At 65.0% G+C, this 19785-nt stretch carries 18 protein-coding genes; 9 read left to right on the top strand and 9 right to left on the bottom strand.

Features of this window, described 5'->3' with window-relative positions; all coding sequences use genetic code 11:
- Window positions 1–4: 4 nt before the first annotated feature.
- Window positions 5–196: a hypothetical protein gene (locus ACMI1Q_RS01815; RefSeq protein WP_419502596.1), complete on the bottom strand. Its 192-nt coding sequence runs from the start codon at window positions 194–196 to the stop codon at window positions 5–7.
- On the bottom strand, window positions 174–827 hold the full coding sequence (locus tag ACMI1Q_RS01820; protein ID WP_419502597.1) for an epoxyqueuosine reductase QueH: 654 nt from the start codon (window positions 825–827) through the stop codon (window positions 174–176). The genes ACMI1Q_RS01815 and ACMI1Q_RS01820 overlap by 23 nt, the downstream gene beginning before the upstream one ends.
- Window positions 828–1291: 464 nt before the next feature.
- Here ACMI1Q_RS01820 and ACMI1Q_RS01825 point away from each other — a divergent pair, with 464 nt between their 5' ends.
- Genes ACMI1Q_RS01825 through ACMI1Q_RS01840 form a run of 4 tightly spaced genes read left to right on the top strand, consistent with a single transcriptional unit; the run spans window position 1292 to window position 5181 of the window.
- Window positions 1292–1495, top strand: a complete 204-nt coding sequence (locus tag ACMI1Q_RS01825) for a DUF896 domain-containing protein (protein ID WP_394980715.1) — start codon at window positions 1292–1294, stop codon at window positions 1493–1495.
- 43 nt (window positions 1496–1538) lie between these two features.
- Window positions 1539–2735, top strand: a complete 1197-nt coding sequence (locus tag ACMI1Q_RS01830; protein ID WP_419502598.1) for a cation diffusion facilitator family transporter — start codon at window positions 1539–1541, stop codon at window positions 2733–2735.
- A gap of 12 nt (window positions 2736–2747) precedes the next feature.
- On the top strand, window positions 2748–3938 hold the full coding sequence (locus tag ACMI1Q_RS01835) for a PLP-dependent aminotransferase family protein (RefSeq protein ID WP_419502599.1): 1191 nt from the start codon (window positions 2748–2750) through the stop codon (window positions 3936–3938).
- Between the two features lie 28 nt (window positions 3939–3966).
- Window positions 3967–5181, top strand: a complete 1215-nt coding sequence (locus ACMI1Q_RS01840) for an NADP-dependent isocitrate dehydrogenase (protein ID WP_419502600.1) — start codon at window positions 3967–3969, stop codon at window positions 5179–5181.
- A 136-nt stretch (window positions 5182–5317) separates the two neighbouring features.
- Here ACMI1Q_RS01840 and ACMI1Q_RS01845 read toward each other — a convergent pair whose 3' ends face one another.
- Both ACMI1Q_RS01845 and ACMI1Q_RS01850 read right to left on the bottom strand, forming a co-directional pair.
- Window positions 5318–5722, bottom strand: coding sequence for a DUF2812 domain-containing protein (locus tag ACMI1Q_RS01845; RefSeq protein WP_419502601.1), 405 nt, complete (start codon window positions 5720–5722; stop codon window positions 5318–5320).
- A 95-nt stretch (window positions 5723–5817) separates the two neighbouring features.
- Entirely contained in the window at window positions 5818–6120 is a 303-nt protein-coding gene (locus ACMI1Q_RS01850; RefSeq protein ID WP_419502602.1) for a PadR family transcriptional regulator, read from the bottom strand.
- 350 nt (window positions 6121–6470) lie between these two features.
- Between ACMI1Q_RS01850 and ACMI1Q_RS01855 the strand changes: the two genes are divergently transcribed.
- Together ACMI1Q_RS01855 and ACMI1Q_RS01860 are read left to right on the top strand one after the other, a co-directional pair.
- Window positions 6471–6896, top strand: coding sequence for an Hsp20/alpha crystallin family protein (locus tag ACMI1Q_RS01855; protein ID WP_419502603.1), 426 nt, complete (start codon window positions 6471–6473; stop codon window positions 6894–6896).
- 208 nt (window positions 6897–7104) lie between these two features.
- Window positions 7105–7773, top strand: a complete 669-nt coding sequence (locus ACMI1Q_RS01860; protein ID WP_419502604.1) for a helix-turn-helix domain-containing protein — start codon at window positions 7105–7107, stop codon at window positions 7771–7773.
- A gap of 45 nt (window positions 7774–7818) precedes the next feature.
- Here the strand turns inward: ACMI1Q_RS01860 and ACMI1Q_RS01865 are convergent, their stop codons facing one another.
- Genes ACMI1Q_RS01865 through ACMI1Q_RS01880 form a run of 4 tightly spaced genes read right to left on the bottom strand, consistent with a single transcriptional unit; the run spans window position 7819 to window position 13202 of the window.
- On the bottom strand, window positions 7819–9153 hold the full coding sequence (locus ACMI1Q_RS01865) for a replication-associated recombination protein A (protein WP_419502605.1): 1335 nt from the start codon (window positions 9151–9153) through the stop codon (window positions 7819–7821).
- A 42-nt stretch (window positions 9154–9195) separates the two neighbouring features.
- Window positions 9196–10212 carry a tRNA (adenosine(37)-N6)-threonylcarbamoyltransferase complex transferase subunit TsaD gene (gene tsaD / locus ACMI1Q_RS01870; protein ID WP_419502606.1) on the bottom strand — a complete coding sequence of 339 codons (1017 nt, stop codon included), beginning with the start codon at window positions 10210–10212 and terminating at the stop codon, window positions 9196–9198.
- A 37-nt stretch (window positions 10213–10249) separates the two neighbouring features.
- Window positions 10250–10684, bottom strand: coding sequence for a ribosomal protein S18-alanine N-acetyltransferase (rimI, locus tag ACMI1Q_RS01875; RefSeq protein WP_330058760.1), 435 nt, complete (start codon window positions 10682–10684; stop codon window positions 10250–10252).
- 1 nt (window position 10685) lies between these two features.
- Window positions 10686–13202, bottom strand: a complete 2517-nt coding sequence (locus tag ACMI1Q_RS01880) for a DNA polymerase I (protein ID WP_419502607.1) — start codon at window positions 13200–13202, stop codon at window positions 10686–10688.
- 104 nt (window positions 13203–13306) lie between these two features.
- Between ACMI1Q_RS01880 and dusB the strand changes: the two genes are divergently transcribed.
- Entirely contained in the window at window positions 13307–14281 is a 975-nt protein-coding gene (gene dusB, locus ACMI1Q_RS01885) for a tRNA dihydrouridine synthase DusB (protein ID WP_419502608.1), read from the top strand.
- A 3-nt stretch (window positions 14282–14284) separates the two neighbouring features.
- Here dusB and yfbR read toward each other — a convergent pair whose 3' ends face one another.
- Window positions 14285–14884: a 5'-deoxynucleotidase gene (yfbR, locus tag ACMI1Q_RS01890; protein WP_419502609.1), complete on the bottom strand. Its 600-nt coding sequence runs from the start codon at window positions 14882–14884 to the stop codon at window positions 14285–14287.
- A 124-nt stretch (window positions 14885–15008) separates the two neighbouring features.
- Here yfbR and ACMI1Q_RS01895 point away from each other — a divergent pair, with 124 nt between their 5' ends.
- Together ACMI1Q_RS01895 and ACMI1Q_RS01900 are read left to right on the top strand one after the other, a co-directional pair.
- Window positions 15009–17375 carry a YfhO family protein gene (locus tag ACMI1Q_RS01895; protein ID WP_419502610.1) on the top strand — a complete coding sequence of 789 codons (2367 nt, stop codon included), beginning with the start codon at window positions 15009–15011 and terminating at the stop codon, window positions 17373–17375.
- A gap of 1 nt (window position 17376) precedes the next feature.
- Window positions 17377–19521, top strand: coding sequence for a Tex family protein (locus ACMI1Q_RS01900; protein WP_419502611.1), 2145 nt, complete (start codon window positions 17377–17379; stop codon window positions 19519–19521).
- The last annotated feature ends 264 nt before the right edge of the window (window positions 19522–19785 follow it).

Below are 19785 nucleotides of genomic sequence, written 5' to 3' on the forward strand. Positions count from 1 at the left end.
GCGTTCAGTTCAGCAGGCCGTAGACCCGGTAGGTCTCCAGCATCTGGCCCAGGGTCAGCTTCTGGCCCATCAGTTGGCGGTAGGTGGCGGTGCGGGTCTTGTCCTGCGCTTTCAGCTTCTCCATGCGGGCCGCCGTGTTGGCGTACTGGGCCTGCAGGTCCGCCAGCATCTTCTCAAACTGTTCCAGCCGGTCCATCGGGGGCTTCCTCCTTTGCAGCGCGCCGGGCGCTGAACTCACAGCCGCAGTAGTCCTGGCGGTAAAGGCCGTATTCGGCCGAGAGCTCCAGACTGCGCTTGTAACCGTTCTTTTTCTTGAAGTCGTTGGGCAGATGGCGCACGCCGTACTGCTTTTCCAGCTCCTGCCCGATGGCGTTGATGCGCGCCGCGTCCTTGTGGGGGCTGATGGACAGGGTGGTGCAGAACCAGTCGAAGCCGTGGGCGGCGGCGTAGCGGGCGGCTTCTTCCATCCGCATCCGATAGCACACGGTGCACCGCCCGCCCCGCTCCGGCTCGGCCTCCAGGCCCGCCACGGCCTCGTAATAGCGGCCGGTGTCGTACTCGCCCTCCACCACCTGCACCGCGGGGGCAAAGGCGGCGGCGAAGCGCTCCAGTTCATCCCCCCGGCGGCGGTACTCGGCTGCGGGCCAGATGTTGGGATTGTAATAAAGGATGGTCACCTCAAAGTGGGCCAGCAGCTGTTCCAGCACCGCGCTGGAGCAGGGCCCGCAGCAGGCGTGGAGCAAAAGCCGGGGCTTTTGGCCCCCCTGCGGGGCCAGCCGGGCCAGCACGGCCTCCATCTCGCGGGCGTAGTTCGGCGGGTTCGCCATGAAAAAGCCCCCTTTCATTTTTTCAAAGCCATTATACCACGGCGGGCAAGGGGGAAAAAAGAGCGCCCGGTCACAGACTGTTTGTAACGATTTTGCAATTTGTTTATAAGCTTATCACGGTTTTTCCACAAAGTGGGGGTATTCTATAATCACAGCCCGGGGGGAACAAAAGATTCCCCAAAGTGAAAACCGGCCACGGCGAAAAAGCCGTGTATACTGGCCGCCGCCCATGCGACGGGCGGGCCCGCAAGCCCCGCCTGTGGACGGCCCAGACAACCGACCCGCCTTCCCCTTCGTGAGAAGGTTCATATAGATATCCGCTTTTTCATGAGATTCCTCTTCAATTTGTGCAAAGGCAGTCTGCTCCTTCACTCCTCGGAGCAGACTGTTTTTGCGTTTTGGCCTTGTTTCTGCTATAATAAGCGAAAAGCGCGCCGCGCCCGCGGCCGAAAGGGGAACGACCCATGGAACAGCAAAAACTTGACCGCATCAGCGAACTGGCCCGCAAAAGCCGCACCGCCGAAGGCCTCACCGACGCGGAACGCGCTGAACAGATGGCCCTGCGCCAGGAATACATTGAAAGCATGAAGCGCAGCCTGCGCGCCCAGCTGGACAACATCGACGTCATCGACGAGACCGGCGCCCACCCGCTGAGGCGCAGATCCTGACGGGGCAAAAGGCCCCATCCCACAACATCCGAGGTGCTTTTTTGTGACTGAAACGCTCGTGCGGCTGTTTGTGAAGAACAGCCGCGACACCACCGACCCCGCCGTGCGCACCGCCTACGGCAATCTGGCGAGCTGGGTGGGCATCTTCTGCAACCTGCTGCTCTGCGCCGGCAAATTTCTGGCCGGCACCCTCTCGGGCAGCATCTCCATCGCCGCCGACGCGGTGAACAACCTGTCCGACGCGTCCTCCAGCGTGGTGAGCCTCATCGGCTTCAAGCTGGGGGCCCGCCCCGCCGACGACGAACACCCCTACGGCCACGCCCGCTTTGAGTATCTTGCCGGGCTGGCGGTGGCGGTGATGGTGCTGGTCATCGGCGTGGAACTGCTGAAAAGCAGCGTGGACAAAATCCTTCATCCCGCCGCCGTAACCTTCAGCTGGGTGGCCATGGCGGTGCTGGCGGCGTCCATCGCCGTCAAGCTGTGGATGGCGCTGTTCAACCGCACGCTGGGCAAGCGCATCAATTCCGGCTCCCTCATCGCCACCGCGGCGGACAGCCGCAACGACGTGCTCACCACCAGCGCGGTGCTCGTCGCCAGCCTCATCAGCCACTTTGCGAATGTGGAATTGGACGGCTGGATGGGCGCGGCGGTGGCCCTGTTCATCCTTTACAGCGGCGTGGGCCTCATCAAAGACACCATCGACCCCCTGCTGGGCCTTGCTCCCGACCCGGAGCTGGTGCAGCACATCCACGACAAGATCATGAGTTACCCCGGCGTGCTGGGCACCCACGACCTGATGGTCCACGACTACGGCCCCGGCCGGCAGTTCGCCAGCGTCCATGTGGAGCTGGCCGCCGAGGACGACGTGATGGCCAGCCATGAGCTCATCGACGACATCGAGCGGGACTTTTTGAAAAACGACCGCCTGCCGGTGGTCATCCACTTCGACCCCATCGTCACCTCCGACGCCCAGGTGGGGGACATGCGCCGCTGGCTGGCCGGGGCGGTCAAGACCATCGACCCCTCCCTGTCCATCCACGATCTGCGCATGGTGCCGGGCGTGAACCACACCAACGTCATCTTCGACTGCGTCACCCCGCCGGACTTTGCCATGGGCAGCGCCCGCCTCAAGGACGCCATCGCCCGGCTGGTGAGAGAAAAGGACCCGAGTTACCGCTGCGTCATCACCGTGGAAACAAGTTTTGCCGCCGTGCCCCGCACGGGCGAGACGGTGCAGTAAGGAGGAAAAAGCATGGAGTTCCGTTATTCCGACAAGGTGCTGGGCATGCGCCCCAGCATCATCCGCGAGCTGCTCAAACAGATGAGCGACCCCAGCCTCATCAGCTTTGCCGGCGGCAACCCCGCGGCGGACAGCTTCCCCGTGGCGGACATCCGCGCCTTCAGCGACAAGCTGCTGGAGACCGACCCGGTGGGCATGCTGCAGTACTCCGTCACCGAGGGCTACGGCCCTCTTCGCCAGGCCTGCCGCGACTTTGCCAACCGCAAATGGCCGGTGGTGAAAAAGAGCGATGAAGTCATCATCACCAGCGGCAGCCAGCAGGTCATCGAGTTCATGGCAAAGCTGCTGTGCAACGAGGGCGACGTGGTGGCGGTGGAGGAGCCGGCCTTTTTGGGGGCTTACAAATCCATGCGCAGCTTCGGCGCGGTCCTTCGGGGCGTGCCCCTGCAGCCGGACGGCGTGGACCTGGAGGCCCTGGAAGCGGCCTTTGCCGCCGAGCCGAAGCCCAAATTCTTCTACTGCATCCCCAACTTCCAGAACCCCACCGGCTACACCACCAGCGCCGCAAAGCGCAAGGCCATCTATGAGCTGGCGGTGAAGTACGGCGTGCCGGTGCTGGAGGACGACCCCTACGGCGCGCTGCGCATCAGCGGCGAGGACGTGCCCCCCATCAAACACTTTGACGAGACGGGCGCGGTGGTCTACGCCGGGTCGTTCAGCAAGATCCTCTGCCCCGGCATGCGCCTTGCCTATTGCGCTGGCCAGCCGGAGTTCATCACCAAGATGGTCACCGCCAAGCAGGGCAGCGACGTGCACACCAACGTCTGGGCCCAGCGGGTGTGCGAGCGGATGCTCCGCGAGACCGACATGAACGCCCACATCGCCCGGCTGCAGGCCATCTACCGGGAGAAGGCGAACCACATGATGGCGCAGCTGGATGAAAAGCTCTCCGGCGCGGTGAGCTATGTGCGGCCGGAGGGCGGCATGTTCATCTGGGCCAAGCTGCCCGACGAGGTGCCCGCGGGGGAATTTGCCCGGCGGTGCCTGGAAAAGAAGCTGGCGGTGGTGCCGGGCAGCGCCTTCTACACCGACAGCGCGGTGGACCAGCCCTTTGTGCGGCTGAATTTCTCCACCCCCACCAAGGAGCAGATCGACCGGGGCGTGGCCGTGATGGCCGAAGTTCTGGCTGAAATGACGAAGTGACCGCAAAAACGAGAGGAGAGAGGCACCCATGGAAAAAATCAAGATGACCACCCCCCTTGTGGAGATGGACGGCGACGAGATGACCCGCATTTTGTGGCAGATGATCAAGGACGAACTCATCCTGCCCTTTGTGGACCTCAAGAGCGAATACTACGACCTGGGGCTGCCCAACCGGGACGCCACCGGCGACCAGGTCACCATGGACGCGGCGCTGGCCAACAAGAAGTACGGCGTGTCGGTGAAGTGCGCCACCATCACCCCCAACGCCCAGCGCATGACCGAGTATGACCTGCACGAGATGTGGAAGAGCCCCAACGGCACCATCCGCGCCGTGCTGGACGGAACGGTGTTCCGCGCGCCCATCCTCATCAACTGCATCAAGCCGGTGGTGAAGAACTGGAAAAAGCCCATCACCATCGCCCGCCACGCCTACGGCGACGTGTACAAGGGCACCGAGTTCCGCATCCCCGGCCCCGGCAAGGCGGAACTGGTGTTCACCGGCGAGGACGGCACCGAGATGCGCCAGACGGTGTATGACTTCGAGTGCCCGGGCGTGCTCCAGGGCCAGTACAACAAGGACACCAGCATCGCCAGCTTCGCCCGCAGCTGCTTCAACTACGCCCTCTCCACCAAACAGGACCTGTGGTTCGCCACCAAGGACACCATCAGCAAAAAATACGACCACACCTTTAAGGACATCTTTGCCGAGATCTACGAGGCGGAGTACAAGGAGAAGTTCGAGGCCGCGGGCATCGAGTACTTCTACACCCTCATCGACGACGCGGTGGCCCGGGTCATCCGCAGCGAGGGCGGCTTCATCTGGGCCTGCAAGAACTACGACGGCGACGTGATGAGCGACATGGTCTCCACCGCCTTCGGCAGCCTTGCCATGATGACCAGCGTGCTGGTGAGCCCCGACGGCTGCTACGAGTACGAGGCCGCCCACGGCACCGTCACCCGCCACTACTACCGCTACCTGAAGGGCGAGGTGACCAGCACCAACCCCATGGCCACCATCTTCGCCTGGACCGGCGCGCTGGCAAAGCGGGGCGAGCTGGACGGCATCCCGGCGCTGGAGGACTTCGCCAAGAAGCTGGAAGCCGCCTGCATCGACACCCTGGAGAGCGGCGTGATGACCAAGGACCTGTGCGGCCTGGCGGAGGGCATCACCCCCACGCCGGTGTCCAGCGAGGAGTTCATCAAGGCCATCCGCAAGAACCTGGAAGAAAAGCTGGGCGCGTAAACGCGGCAGAAGCCGAACGGCGCAGGCCCGGCCCTGTGCACGGCACGCGCCCCAAAACAAATGGCGGCACTCCCTGCACGGAAAACACAGAAAACAGCGGCCCCCACGGGAACTTCCCGCGGGGGCCGCTGTGCGTTTATTCCTGCATTTTCCGCCTTTGTGCCAGCTTGTGCCGCCGCAGCGCCAGGGGCAGCGCCCCCAGGCAGATGAGCGCGCCCAGAGCGACGTTGACCCAGGCGAAGGAGAAGCCCTGGGTCATGTTGGTGCCGCCCAAAAACAGGTTCACGCCGCCAATCACATAACACACGGTGAGCACCCGGTCCATGTGGCGGAGGATGGAATCCGTGTCGCTGAACAGTTCAAAGGGGGTGCCGTCGTTTTCACGCCGCAGATAGACCCAGCTGAACAGCCTGCCCACCACCTGGATGCCGGTGTCCTCCAGAAAGGCGATATAGTCCGGGTCGTTCTTTTGCAGCATTTCCAGCTGGTACTGCCAGCGGCCCGGTTCGCCCTGCTCAAACTCATAGCGGCACCAGCCCACCCGGCACAGCTACCAGCCCTGGCGGCTCATCTCGTTGAGCCACGCGGCCTCCTTCTCCCAGTCCCACAAAGGGAACGCCTTGTGTACCACCTTGCTCATGCCTGACCCTCCTTTGTCACGGCCCGGCCGTTTCTCACCAGTTCCTCCAGCCGGGCAAGTTCCGTTTCCACCGCCGCCTTGCCCGCGGCAGTGATGCGGTATTCCTTTTTGCGGCTGCCGGCTTGTACCGGCAGCGCCTCGATCCAGCCTTTTTCCAAAAGGGCGTTCAGCGCGCCGTACAGCGTGCCCGCCGCCAGCCGCACCCGCCCGCCGGAAAACTCCGCCGCCTTCTGCATGATGCCGTAGCCGTGCAGCGGCTGGTATAAAGAAAGAAGGATATAGTAAAACGCCTCGGTCAAAGCAGCCCCCTCCGCCACAAGCCCACCTCCCGCTATGTAAGATTCCGTTATATCGTGCTTCGATATAATTATATCAGCGCCCGATATAATTGTCAAGGGGCAAAGGCGCGGATCGCTGGCCTTGCAATAATTTTAGCACTTAAATATAAAGAGTGCTAAAATTAACAATTTGTTCATAAAAAGGACAAACAAAACGCGAAAAGAAGGGGTATAGTAATAATCGTCAGGAGGGAAGAGGACCGGGGGCAAGACCCCGGGGCCCGAAGCCCCCGGCAAAGCGGCGCAGCGCCCGCGCAAACACAGCGCCGCCAAGAAAAAATCTTTTCGTGCGCGGAGAATAGGAGTACATTATGTTTGGCATGATCCCGTTCACCCGTGAGGAAAATAGTCTGTGGAACTATCTGGACAACATGGAAAAGAGCCTGTTCACCGGCTTTGGCGACATGAGCCAGTTCCGGTGCGACATTCAGGACAAAGGCGACCACTACCTGCTGGAGGCGGAACTGCCCGGCTTCCAGAAAGAGGACATCAGCCTTGACCTGAACGGCGACACCATGGTCATCACCGCCCGCCACAACAGCGAGAAGGAAGACAAGGGCGAGGGCAACTACCTGCGCCGCGAGCGCAAGTACGGCTCTTACAGCCGCAGCTTCAATGTCAGCGGCATCAACACCGAGGGCATCAAGGCCGCTTACAACAACGGCATCCTGGAAGTCACGCTGCCCAAGCAGGCGGAAGTCGCACCCGCGACCCGCACCATCCAGATTGAGGGCTGATGTTCCACAACACCCCATGGCAAGCAAAGGGGCGCCCGGCCGATTCGGCCGGGCGCCCCTTTTTGCGTTTACGGAATATTGAAAAGGAAAGTAAATTGTCGATTCGTATAAGCGTGCGCCTCAAATCCGGTCCTTTGCCCGGGTAAACGAAGCGTCGGTTGACCACAGTGCCTTTCGTGGGATAGGATAGACGCGGGAGGCGAAGAGGATGGACGCAAAAACATTGGGAGATTTCATCGCCGGGCGGCGCAGGGAGCTGGGGCTGACCCAGGCCCAGCTGGCCGCGCGGCTGCACCTCACCGACAAGGCGGTGAGCCGCTGGGAGCGGGGCGTGGGCCTGCCGGACCTGGCCACGCTGGAACCGCTGGCGGCGGCGCTGGAGGTGAGCCTTGCCGAGCTGATGACCGCCCGCCGCCAGCCGAGGCCCCTGCCGGAAGCGGAGGAGGCGGCGGCCCAGACGCTGGCACTGGCGCGCCAGAGCCGCAGCGCCGGGCAAAGGGCGCTGTGGTGGGCGTGCGCCGCCTGTCTGGGGCTTTTTGGGGCGGTGGCGGTGTTCCTGGTGTGGGTGCTGGCGGTGAGCGGCCCGGTCGCGGCCGCCTCGGTGGCGAGCCTGCTGCTGGGGCTGGGGGCATGGAGCGTGCCCCTGGTGCAGCTGGCCCGGCGGCGATGCACCCCGGCGGGCTGCATTTTCAGTCTGGGACTGGCCCTGGCGGCTCTCGCGGCCCAGTTTGCCGACATCCTCACCCAGGTGCGGGAAAGAGACTGGTCCGCCCTGATGGACACCATCGGCCCGCTGGTGGCGGTGGTGGTGTTCTTCTGCGCCGTCACCCTGGCACTGAACCTGCTGGCGGCGGCGCTGGGCCAAAAGCAAAAATAAAAAAGAGCCGTGCGGAGCTTTCGGGACTCCGCGCGGCTCTTTTGCTTATTCTTTTTCCCGGCGGCGTTTCAGCTCCGCTTTGCGGGCCATCACCCGGGCCAGATTCTCGGCGGCCCGCGCCTCGCTGCCCTGGTCGGTGGGCAGGTAGTAGCGGCGGCCGGCGAGGTTTTCCGGCAGGCATTCCAGGTCCGCCACCTTCTCTTCGGTGTCGTGGGCGTAGACGTAGCCCTTGCCGTAGTCCAGCTCCTTCATCAGCCGGGTGGGCGCGTTGCGGATGGCCAGGGGCACCGGCTCGTCCAGCATCTTCTCCGCGTCCGCCTTTGCGTGCTCATAGGCCTTGTACACCGCGTTGGAGCGGGGGGCCAGCGAGAGGTAGATGACCGCCTGGGCCAGATTCACGCTGCACTCCGGCATGCCGTTGAAGTGGCAGGCCTGATAGGCCGCCACCGCAATTTCCAGCGCCCGGTTGTCGGCAAGGCCGATGTCCTCGCTGGCGAAGCGGATGAGCCGACGCGCCACATACAAGGGGTCCTCGCCCGCCTCCAGCATCCGGGCCAGCCAGTAGACCGCCGCGTCCGGGTCGGAGTTGCGCATGGACTTGTGCAGTGCGCTGATGAGGTTATAATGCTCCTCGCCCTTTTTGTCGTAGAGCAGGCTCTTCTTGCTGGTGCACTGCTCCAGCAATGGCCGGTCCACCACCAGCTTGCTATCCTGCTCTTCGGCGTTCAGCACCGCCATCTCCAGGGTGTTCAGGGCGGTGCGGGCGTCGCCGCTCGCAAAGTTGGCGATGAGGTCCAGGGCCTCCGGCTCCATCTCGATGGTTTTGTCCCCAAAGCCCCGGGGGTCGGTGAGGGCCCGGCGCAAAAGCCCCGTCAGGTCCTCGGGGGTGAGGGCTTTCAGCACGAACACCTTGCACCGGCTCAAAAGCGCGGCGTTTATCTCAAAGCTGGGGTTCTCGGTGGTGGCCCCGATGAGCACGATGCTCCCTTTTTCCACAAAGGGGAGAAAGGCGTCCTGCTGGGCCTTGTTGAAGCGGTGTATCTCGTCCACAAACAGGATGGTGCGCTGGCCCAGCCGCAGGCGGGCCTCCGCGTCCTGCATCACGGCCTTTATCTCCTTCACGCCGCTGGTCACCGCGCTGAAGTTCACGAACTCCGCCTGGGTGCGCCGGGCGATGATCTGGGCCAGGGTGGTCTTGCCCACGCCCGGCGGGCCCCAGAAGATCATGCTGTTCACCCGGTCGCTCTCGATGAGCCGTCGCAGCACCTTGCCCTCGCCCAGCAGATGCTGCTGCCCGGCAAACTCGTCCAGGTCCCGCGGGCGCATCCGGCTTGCCAGCGGCCGGTCCTGCGGGCGGTCAAACAGGGTGGTCTGTTCCATTTCGCGCTCCTCCTTTCTGCCCGATGGAAAAGCAGCCCGGCTTTAGGCCGGGCTGTTGTAGTCGATGGGAAGGGTGGCCAGGCCGTTGAGGGTCAGGTCCGCCACATTGCCCGCCGTGAGCTCATAGAACCCCTGGGCGGCCACCATGGCCCCGTTGTCGCCGCAAAACTGCATCTCGGGCAGATAGAGCTTTGCCCCCAGTTTCTGCGCGCCCTCGTTCACAAGGCAGCGCAGCAGGCTGTTGGCCGCAACGCCCCCCGCCAGGGCGATGGCGGATGCGCCGGTGTCCTGCGCCGCCGCCAGCAGTTTCTCCGCCAGAATTTCGTCGATGCGGTGCTCAAAGCTGGCGGCCATGTCCGCCACGTTCACCGTTTCGCCCTTCATTTCCGCCTGGTTCACCGCGTTCAGCACCGCCGTTTTCAGGCCCGAAAAACTCACGTTGTAGGGGCCTTCCACGTGGGGCACCGGCAGCTTGTAGGCTTTGGGGTCGCCGCTGCGGGCGGCCTTGCTGATGGCCGGGCCGCCGGGGTAGCCAAGACCCAGGGTGCGGGCCACCTTGTCAAAGGCCTCGCCCGCCGCGTCGTCCACCGTGCGGCCCAGCACATGGTAGTGGGTGTAGTCCTCGACCTGCACGATGTGGCTGTGGCCGCCGCTGGCCACAAGGCAGAGGAAGGGCGGCTTCAGGTCCGGGTGGGTGAGGTAGAGGGCCGCGATGTGCCCCCGAAGGTGGTGCACCGGCACCAGGGGCTTTTTTGCCGCGTAGGCCAGGCCCTTGGCGAAGTTCACCCCCACCAGCACCGCGCCGATGAGCCCCGGCGCAAAGGAGACGGCGATGCCGTCCAGGTCCGCGGGGGAGAGGTGCGCCTCGTCCAGCGCAGCCTGCACCGTGGCGCTGATGTACTCGATGTGGCGGCGGCTGGCGATCTCCGGCACAACGCCGCCGTAGAGCGCCTGCTCCGCCACGCTGGTGGCCACCACATTGCTCACGAGCCTGCGCCCGTCCTCCACCACCGCGGCGGCGGTCTCGTCGCAGGTGCTCTCGATTCCTAAAATATACATATCGTATAAAACTCCAATCGATATACAAAAATCGACCTTACAGGGTCAGGGTCATCACCACCGCGTCGTCGGGCGGGTCGCGGTAAAAGCCCCGGCGCACCCCGGCGGCGGCAAAGCCCAGCCGCCGGTAGAGGGCGATGGCGGGGGCGTTGGCCGCCCGTACCTCCAAAAAGCACTGGTCTGCGCCCTCGGCCTTCAGAGCCGCGAGGGCCCCGGCCAGCAGGGCCGCGCCCACCCCTTTGCGGCGGGCGGCGGGGTCCACGTTGAGGGCATAGAGGCTGGCCTCGCCCGCCGCCAGCTGGAACACGGCAAAGCCCAGCACGCCCTCGCCCTCGGCCGTGAACAGCCGGGCGGCGGGGCTTTGCAGTTCGCTCAAAAGCTGGCTTTCGGTCCAGGGCTCGGCGTCGGCGGCGGCGATGGCGGCGCAGACCGCCGTGTCGGCGGCGGCCATGGGGCGCACGGAAAGTTCCATATCAGTGGGCCTCCAGCCAGGTGTCGCCGCTGCTCACGTCGGCGGTGAGGGGAACGGTGAAGTTCACCGCGCCCTCCATCTCTTCCTTCAAAATGCGGCTGACCTGCCGCACCTCGGCGGCGGGGGCCTCCACGATGAGCTCGTCGTGCACCTGCAAAATCAGCCGGGCCGCAAGGCCCTCGTCCCGCAGGCGGCGCCACACCCGCACCATCGCCAGCTTGATGACGTCGGCGGCGGTGCCCTGGATGGGGGTGTTCATGGCCATCCGCTCGCCCAGCGAGCGCAGGTTGAAGTTCTTGCTGGTCAGTTCCGGCAATGCGCGCCGGCGGCCGAAGAGGGTGGTCACATAGCCCTTCTCCCGCCCGGCGGCGATGGTGGAATCCATGTACTCCTTCACGCCGGGGAAGGTGGCCAGATAGTTCTTGATGAAGTCGTCCGCTTCCTTCACGGTCACGCCGATGTCCCGTGCCAGGCTGAAGGCCCCGATGCCGTAGACGATGCCGAAGTTCACCGCCTTGGCGGAAGAGCGCAGCTGGGGGGTGACCATCTCCAGGGGCAGGCCGTAAATTTTGGCGGCGGTGCTGCGGTGGATGTCCTGCCCGGTGAGGAAGGCGTTTTTCATCGTCTCGTCGCCGGAGATGTGGGCCAGGATGCGCAGTTCGATCTGGCTGTAGTCCGCGTCCACCAGCTTGCAGCCGGGGCCGGCGATGAAGAACTGGCGCAGGCGGCTGCCCAGCTTTGTGCGGATGGGGATGTTCTGCAGGTTCGGCTCGCTGGAGGAGAGCCGCCCGGTGCGGGCCTCGGTCTGGTTGAAGGTGGAGTGCATCCGCCCGTCCGGCCCGATGACCTTCAAAAGCCCCTCCACATAGGTACTGTTCAGCTTCTGGTAGGTGCGGTACTGCAGAATGTCCTCCACCACCGGGCTGTAGCTGCGCAGGCTTTCCAGGGTCTCTGCGTCGGTGGAGTAGCCGCTCTTGGTCTTTTTGCGGGGCGGCAGGCCCATCCTGTCAAACAGGGCCTCCGCCAGCTGTTTGGGGCTGTTCAGGTTGAAGGTGTAGCCCACCGCCTCGTAGATGGAGGCGAGGGTCTTGTCCAGCTCCGCTTTCAGCAGGGTGCCAAAGGCCTCCAGGCCGTCCTTGTCCACCGGCATGCCGATGCGTTCCATGTCCGCCAGCACCCGGGCCAGGGGCAGCTCGATATCCTGCAACAGGCCGGTCATGCCCTGCTCTTCCACCTTGGCGGCCAGTGCGTCGTAAAGGCCCTCCAGCGCGCCGGCGGCGGGCAGGTCGGGGCAGGCGAAGCGGGGCGCGGGGGCGTATTCCGCCTCCAGCTGCTGGGCCTGATAGTCGCTGGCCGCCGGGTTCAAGAGATAGGCCGCCAGCTTTGCGTCAAAGCGGATGGCCTTGCCCTCGCCGCCCGCCTCCAGGGCGATGCGGTAAAGGGGCTTTGCGTCAAACACCCAAAGCTCCGCTTCGCCTTCCAGCAAGGCGGGCAGGGCGGCATCCTCCACCGTCCAGACATTGCCGCCCTGCACGGCGAACCAGCCGTTTTCCCCCTTTGCCATGCACAGCCGGCCGGAAAGGGCGGCGGGCAGGGGGGCGGGCTTCACTTCCGGCAGGTCGGCCGCGGCGGCAGGGGCGGCGGCAGCCTGGTCCAGGCCCAGCCGGTCGGCCATGGAGTGCATCTCCAGCTCCGCCAAAAGGGCGGCGGCCGCCGCGGGGTCGCCGGCGGTGCGCTTGTAGGCTCCCGCCTCGGTGGGGATGGGGGCGGTGCAGCAAATTTCCGCCAGCTCCCGGCTCATCCGGGCGCTGGGCTCATTGGCCGAAAGCTTTGCCCGCACGCCGGGCTTGATGGCCTTGTCGTCGATGTGCTCGTACACCCCGTCCAGGCTCTCGAAGCGGCGGATGAGGTCCAGGGCGGTCTTTTCGCCCACGCCGGGCACGCCGGGGATGTTGTCAGAGGTGTCGCCCATCAGGCTCTTCACCTCGATGAGCTGCCTGGGCTTCACGCCGTATTTTTCCTCCACGGCGGCCTCGTCCATCACCACCGTCTCGCTGCGGCCCATCCGGGTGGCGGCCAGGAGCACCGTCACGTGCTCGTTCACCAGCTGCAGGCTGTCCCGGTCGCCGGTGGCGATGAGGCAGTCGTCCCCCCGGGCCGCCGCGGCGGCGGAGAGGGTGCCCAGCAGATCGTCCGCTTCGTAGCCTTCCAGGCTGACCATGGCAAAGCCCAGGTCCGCCAGCAGCTCTTTCAGCACCGGCATCTGGTCCGCCAGCTCCTGGGGCATGCCGTGGCGGGTGGCCTTGTAGCCGTCGAACATCTTGTGGCGGAAGGTGGGGGCCTTCAGGTCAAAGGCCACCGCCACCTCGTCGGGGTCGTTGTCCCGCAGAAGGTTCAGCAGAATGTTCATGAAGCCGTATATGGCGTTGGTGTAGCGCCCATCTTTTGTGGTGAGCAGCTTAATGCCGTAAAAGGCGCGGTTGGCAATGCTGTTGCCGTCCAGTACCAGCAGTTTCATTGAAAAAGACCCTCCTGAATTGGGTGTTATGGTCGCTTCAAGTATACCACAAACCGGCGGTTTGTGATACAATAGAAAACAAGTTTGCACAAGCGAGGTACTCTATGCAGTTTGGTTCCCTTTCCATCGGCCCCGGGGCGGCCCTCGCCCCCATGGCCGGGTTCACAGATACCGCCTGCCGCGCCATGGCCGCCCGCCACGGCGCGGCGTATACCGTCAGCGAGATGGTCAGCGCCAAGGCCCTCACCTTTGGGGATAAAAAAAGCGCCCGGCTCATCGCGGGCGGCGGGGGCGAGGCCCCCTATGGAGTGCAGCTCTTCGGCGCGGAGCCCGAGACCATGGGCGAGGCCGCCGGGCTCATCCGGAAATACCAGTTTGACTTCATCGACATCAACATGGGCTGCCCCGCACCCAAGATAACCTCCTCCGGCGCGGGCAGCCGCCTGATGCTGGACCCGGACCTCTGCGGCCGCATCACCGAAGCGGTGGTGAAGAACAGCGGCGGCCACCCGGTGACGGTGAAGCTGCGCGCCGGCTGGGACGCGGAGCACGTCACCGCCGTGGCGGCGGCAAAGGCCTGCGAAGCGGCGGGGGCGGCGGCCATCGCCGTCCACGGCCGCACCCGGGAGCAGATGTACACCCCCGGCACGGTGGACTGGAACGTCATCGCCGCGGTGAAGGCGGCGGTGAAGGTGCCTGTGCTCGGCAACGGGGACATCGCCAGCGCCGCCGACGCTCTGGCCATGATGCAGGCCACGGGGTGCGACGGGGTGATGGTGGGCCGGGCAGCCCTGGGCGACCCCTGGCTCTTCGGGGAGATAAAGGCCGCCCTGGCGGGGGAGCCGGTTCCCGCCCGGCCGGGCCTTGCCGACCGCATGGCGGCCATGCGCCGGCAGATTTACGAGATGTGCGAGGAAAAGGGTGAGTGGGCGGCCATGCCCCAGGCCCGCAGCCAGGCCCTTTATTATATGAAAGGCCTCAAAGGGGCGGCGGGCCTGCGCCGGGCCTGCTGCGAATTGCAGCATTTCCCCGATGTGGACCGCCTCATCGACAGGGTCTACGCCGCGGGCAACCTGTAAGGCTCAGTCCTCTTCGGCGCGGGTGAGTTCGTCCAGGTTCTGGGCGTAGCAGGGCAGCATGTGCTCGAGGAAATAGTCCGCCTCCGGGCAGTGCATGGCGGTGATGGCCGCTTTCTGCTGGGCCAGCGCCGAGGCGAATTCCCGGTTGCCCGCCTGCATCTCCTCGGTGCACTTGATGAGGGCGGAAAGGCGGTCCGCCGCCTTCAAAATGCGCTTTTCCGCGTCGGAAAGGCAGCGCCCGGTGAGGTAGCCGGTCATCTCCGGCCGCAGCGCCGGGGGAAGAAGCTGGGCCATCTGGCGGGCGCTCTCCTCCTCCAGCGCCTTGTAGGCCGAGCGCAGCCGCTCGTTTTTGTACTTCACCGGGGTGGGCATGTCGCCGGTCATAATTTCCGGCGCGTCGTGATAGAGCGCCGCCACCGCCACCGTCTCCGGGCGCACCGGGGTGCCGGTGACCTCCCGGGCGATGAGGCAGAGGGTGTGGGCCAGGATGGCCGTCTCGGCGGTGTGCTCGCTGAGGGTCTCGGGCCGCGCGGCGTGCATCAGGCTCCACCGGCGGATGTACTTCATACGGCTCACCAGCGCGTTGAACGGGTAGGTCTTCACGGAAAAACGCCTCCTTGCGGGCAGTTTCTGCCACAAACATTTCACAAACACAGTGTAGTATCATCATAGCACATTTTGCCCTTTGCGGGGTGGGATTTTTCAAAACGGGAAGGGAAGGAACGGCATGCAGCCCCTCACAAGACCCCAGAACAAATACTGGCTCACCTTCGGCCTGTGCGCGTTGGCGGCGGCGCTGGTGTTTTTGCCTTTTTACATCGTGGACGGCGGCATCTTTCTCTACGCCGGCGACTTCAACAGCCAGCAAATTCCCTTCTACTACTACGCCAACGAGTTCATAAAGTCCGGCGGCGGCACCTTCAGCTGGGCCACCGACCTGGGCAGCGATTTCTGGAACAGCTATTCCTTCTATCTGGCGGGCAGCCCCTTCTTCTGGCTCACCCTGCTCTTCCCGGCGGCGTGGCAGCCCTTTCTGATGGCCCCCATGCTGGTGCTCAAGTTCGCGGTGGCGGGCGGCGGCGCGTATCTGTGGACCCGCCGCTGGGTCAAGGATCCCAACATGGCCGTGCTGGCGGGCTGCCTCTACGCCTTCTCGGGTTTTACTGTCTACAACGTGTTCTTCAACCACTTTGTGGACGTGGTGGCCCTGTTCCCCTATCTGCTCTGGACGCTGGACGAGGCGGTGATGCAAGGGCGCCGGGGCCCCTTCGCGGTGCTGGTGGCGCTGAACCTGCTCAACAACTACTTCTTCTTCGCCGGGCAGGTGGTCTTTCTCATCCTGTATTTCGTCTGCATGACCGCCAGCGGGGTCTACCGCTGGAACGGCAGGACCTTCGGTGCGCTGGCGGCGGAGAGCATTTTAGGCTGCGGCATGGGCTGTGTGCTGGCCTGGCCGGCCCTCTTGAGCCTTGCCGAGAACCCCCGCACGGTGGACCCCTTCAGCGGCTTTGGCTACATCTTCTACTCCAAGGCCCAGCAGTACGGGGCCATCCTCTACAGCCTCTTCTTCCCGCCGGACTGCCCCTACATGCCGGTGATTTTTGACGAAGGGGTCATCAAATGGACCAGCATGAGCGCCTATCTGCCCCTGATGGGCATGGCGGGGGTCATCGCCTACCTGCGCTGCACCCAGAAGACCGCCTTCCGGCGCATCCTGTTCACCAGCCTCGTGATGGCGCTGGTGCCCGCCCTCAACTCCGCCTTCTACGCCATGAACTCCAGCTATTACGCCCGCTGGTGGTACATGCCCATCCTGGTGATGTGCGCCGCCAGCGTGCAGGCCCTGGAGGACGAGCGCATCGACCTCGCAAAGGGCGTGCGGCCTACGGTGGCGGTGCTGCTGGCCTTCTGCGTGTTCGCCTTCCTGCCGGTGGAGGAGGACGGCGAGTGGAGCCTCGGCGTCATCGAATACCCCGAAAAATTCTGGCTCAATCTGGGCCTCGCCCTCTTCGGCGTGGCGGTGTTCTGGTTCATCTGGGTGCAGTACCGCCGCCGCCCGCTGCTGGCCCGGCGGCTCACCGCGGCGGTGCTTGCTTTCGGCTGCCTTTACAGCATCACCCACATCTCCATCGGCAAATTCGCCCAGTGGACCAACGACGCCGATTGGCGCACCCAGCAGTACGAGGACGCCCGCGCTTTGGGCGAAAAGCTGCCGGAAGGGGCCTACCGCACCGACGACTACGAGTGCTACGACAACGTGGGCCTCTGGATGGGCAAGAGCTGTCTGCAGTTCTTCAACTCCACCGTGTCCCCCTCCATCATGGAGTTCTATCCCCAGTTCGGCGTCAAGCGGGACGTGCGCAGCGAGCCGGGTGTGGAGGACTACGCCCTGCGGGGCCTGCTGGCCGTGAAGTACACCGTGACCCCGGTGGCCGACGCCGCTGACTTTGAGGAAAAGGCCGGGGACGACTGGGTCTATTGGGGCGCGGAGGGCAGCCTCGCGGTCTACGAGAACAAATACGCCCTGCCCATGGCCTACGGCTATGAATACTACGTCACCGAAGAGCAGTTCGAGGGCGTGCCGGAAAATCAGCGGGCGAACCTTCTGCTGCGGGCCGTGGTGCTGAGCGAGGAGCAGATTTCCGCCTGGGGCGACGTGCTCGAGCCCCTGCCGGAGGACCTGCTCACCGGCTTTTCCAAAGAGGCCTACCATCAGGACGTGGCCAGCCGCCAGGCCCAGGGCGCGGCCGAGATCAGCCTGGACAGCCGCGGCCTTTCCGCCCGCTTTGATTTGCAGGAGGAGACGGTGGTGCTGCTGGCCGTGCCCTATGACCCGTGCTTTACCGTCACCGTGAACGGCGAAGAAACGCCGGTGGAAAAGGTGGACGGGGGCCTGTGCGCCGTGCGCATCCCCGCGGGGGAGGTGGACCTGCGCCTGGACCACTTCACCTTCGGCCTGGGCCAGAGCCTCGCCGCCGCGGCGTTGAGCGTGGCGCTCTTCGCCGGGTATCTCGTCTGGCACCGCCGCCGCAAGGCAAAACGCGCCTGGGCAAAGCCCGCGCCCGAAAAAACCATCTATCGCAAGGAGAACTGAAATGGACTACGCAAAACGACTGGCCGCGGAGCTCTCCGCCCCGGAAACCCGTGTGGCCGCCGCCATCGCGCTCATCGACGAGGGCAACACCATCCCCTTCATCGCCCGCTACCGCAAAGAGGCCACCGGCGCGATGGACGACCAGCTGCTGCGCACCCTGGCGGACCGGCTGGAATACCTGCGCGGGCTGGACAAGCGCAAGGAGGAAGTGCGCACCGCCATCGAGGCCCAGGGCTCTCTCACCGAGGAGCTTTCCGCCAAGCTGGAAAGCGCCGCCACCCTGGCGGAGGTGGAGGACCTCTACCGCCCCTACAAACCCAAGCGCAAGACCCGGGCCAGCGTTGCCCGGGCCCGTGGCCTGGAACCTCTGGCCGAGGCCCTGCTGGCCCAGGATGCAAAGCTGGACGTTGTCGCCGCCGCCGAAGGCTACATCAATGAGGAAGTGCCCGACGCCGAGGCCGCCCTGGCCGGCGCGCGGGACATCATCGCCGAGCAGGTGAGCGACGACGCCCGCCTGCGCTCGGAACTGCGCCGCTTCTACGGCGCTTTCGGCGTGGTGAAGAGCGAGGCCGCCAAGGAAGAGGACAGCGTCTACGCCCAGTATTACGACTTCTCCCAGCCGGTGAGCAAAATCGCCGGCCACCGGGTGCTGGCCCTGGACCGGGGCGAGCGGGAGGAGTTTTTGAAGGTATCGGTGGAGGTGGACGCCGAGCGGGCCGCCGCCCTCTGCTGCAAGATGTTCGTCAGGGGCCGCAGCGCCGCCGCCGAACAGGTGGAGGCCGCCGTGCGGGACGCCTACGCCCGCCTCATCCACCCCAGCCTGGAGCGGGAGGTGCGCGCCGCCCTCACCGAGCAGGCGGCGGAAGGGGCCATCAAGGTCTTTGGCGAAAACCTGCGCCAGCTGCTGCTGGCCCCGCCCATCAAGGGCAAGGTGGCCATGGGCCTGGACCCCGGCTACCGCATAGGCTGCAAGGTGGCGGTGGTGGACGCCACCGGCAAGGTGCTGGACACCGCCGTGGTCTACCCGGTGCCCCAGTTCAAGCGGGTGGAGCAGGCCAAGAGCACCATCAAGGCTCTCATCAAAAAGCACGGGGTGCAGATCATCGCCATCGGCAACGGCACCGCCGGCAAGGAGACGGAGATTTTTGCCGCCGACGTCATCCGCGAGCTGGGCGGCGGCGTGCAGTACATGGTGGTCAGCGAGGCGGGGGCCAGCGTCTACTCCGCCAGCGAGCTGGCCGCGAAGGAGTTCCCCCAGTTCGACGTGAACCTGCGCAGCGCGGTGTCCATCGCCCGCCGCTTGCAGGACCCCCTGGCGGAATTGGTGAAGATCGACCCCAAGGCCGTGGGCGTGGGCCAGTATCAGCACGACATGCCCGCCAAGCGCCTTGCCGCGGCGCTGGACGGCGTGGTGGAGGACTGCGTGAACACCGTGGGCGTGGACCTGAACACCGCCAGCGCGCCCCTTTTGAGCCGGGTGGCGGGCCTTTCCGCCGCCACCGCCAAGAACGTGGTGGCCTGGCGGGAGGAGAACGGCGCCTTTGCCAGCCGCGCCCAGCTGAAGAAGGTGAAGGGACTGGGGCCCAAGGCCTTTGAGCAGTGCGCGGGCTTTCTGCGGGTGCCGGGGGCCGAGGAGCCGCTGGACGCCACCGCCGTCCACCCCGAAAGCTACGCCGCGGCGCGGGCGCTTTTGAAGCTGTGCGACTTCACCGAGGCGGACATCGGCACCGAGGCCATCGCCGCCCTGCCCAAGCGGGCCAAAGTCATCGGTTTTGAGCGCCTTTGCGCCGAGACCGGCGCGGGCAAAGAGACCCTGGAAGACATCATCGCGGAGCTGCTGCGCCCCGGCCGGGACATGCGTGACGAGCTGCCCCCGCCGCTGCTGCGCACCGACGTGATGGGCATGGAGGACTTAAAGCCCGGCATGGAGCTCACCGGCACCGTGCGCAACGTCATCGACTTCGGCGCCTTTGTGGACATCGGCGTGCATCAGGACGGCCTTGTGCACATCAGCCAGCTGAGCGACAAGTTCATCCGCCACCCCGGCGAGGCGGTGAAGGTGGGCCAGGTGGTGAAAGTGAAGGTATTGGATGTTGACCTCAAGAAAAAGCGCATCAGCCTGACCATGAAGGGCCTGAACAACTGAAAACGCGCAAAAAAAGCCGCCCCGGCAAGGCCGGGATGGCATAAGAAAACGGCGGTTCTGCCGTAGGATTTTGGCGCATAAAGCACGCAGAGCGGCCTCCCAAGCCACCAAGGCTTGTGGGGCCGCTCTTTGCGTTTTCTTCATCCAAAATCCTGGGGCGTGGGCTGCGGGCGCAACAAAGATGCGCCCGCTCTGCTTTGCAGACCGCCCAGCCGGTCCAAGGCCCCACCGGGGCCTTGGCCGCTTCGCGGACCCGGACTGCAC

It is taken from the genome of Candidatus Allofournierella excrementavium, assembly GCF_048526665.1.
Taxonomy (GTDB): domain Bacteria; phylum Bacillota; class Clostridia; order Oscillospirales; family Ruminococcaceae; genus Allofournierella_A; species Allofournierella_A excrementavium.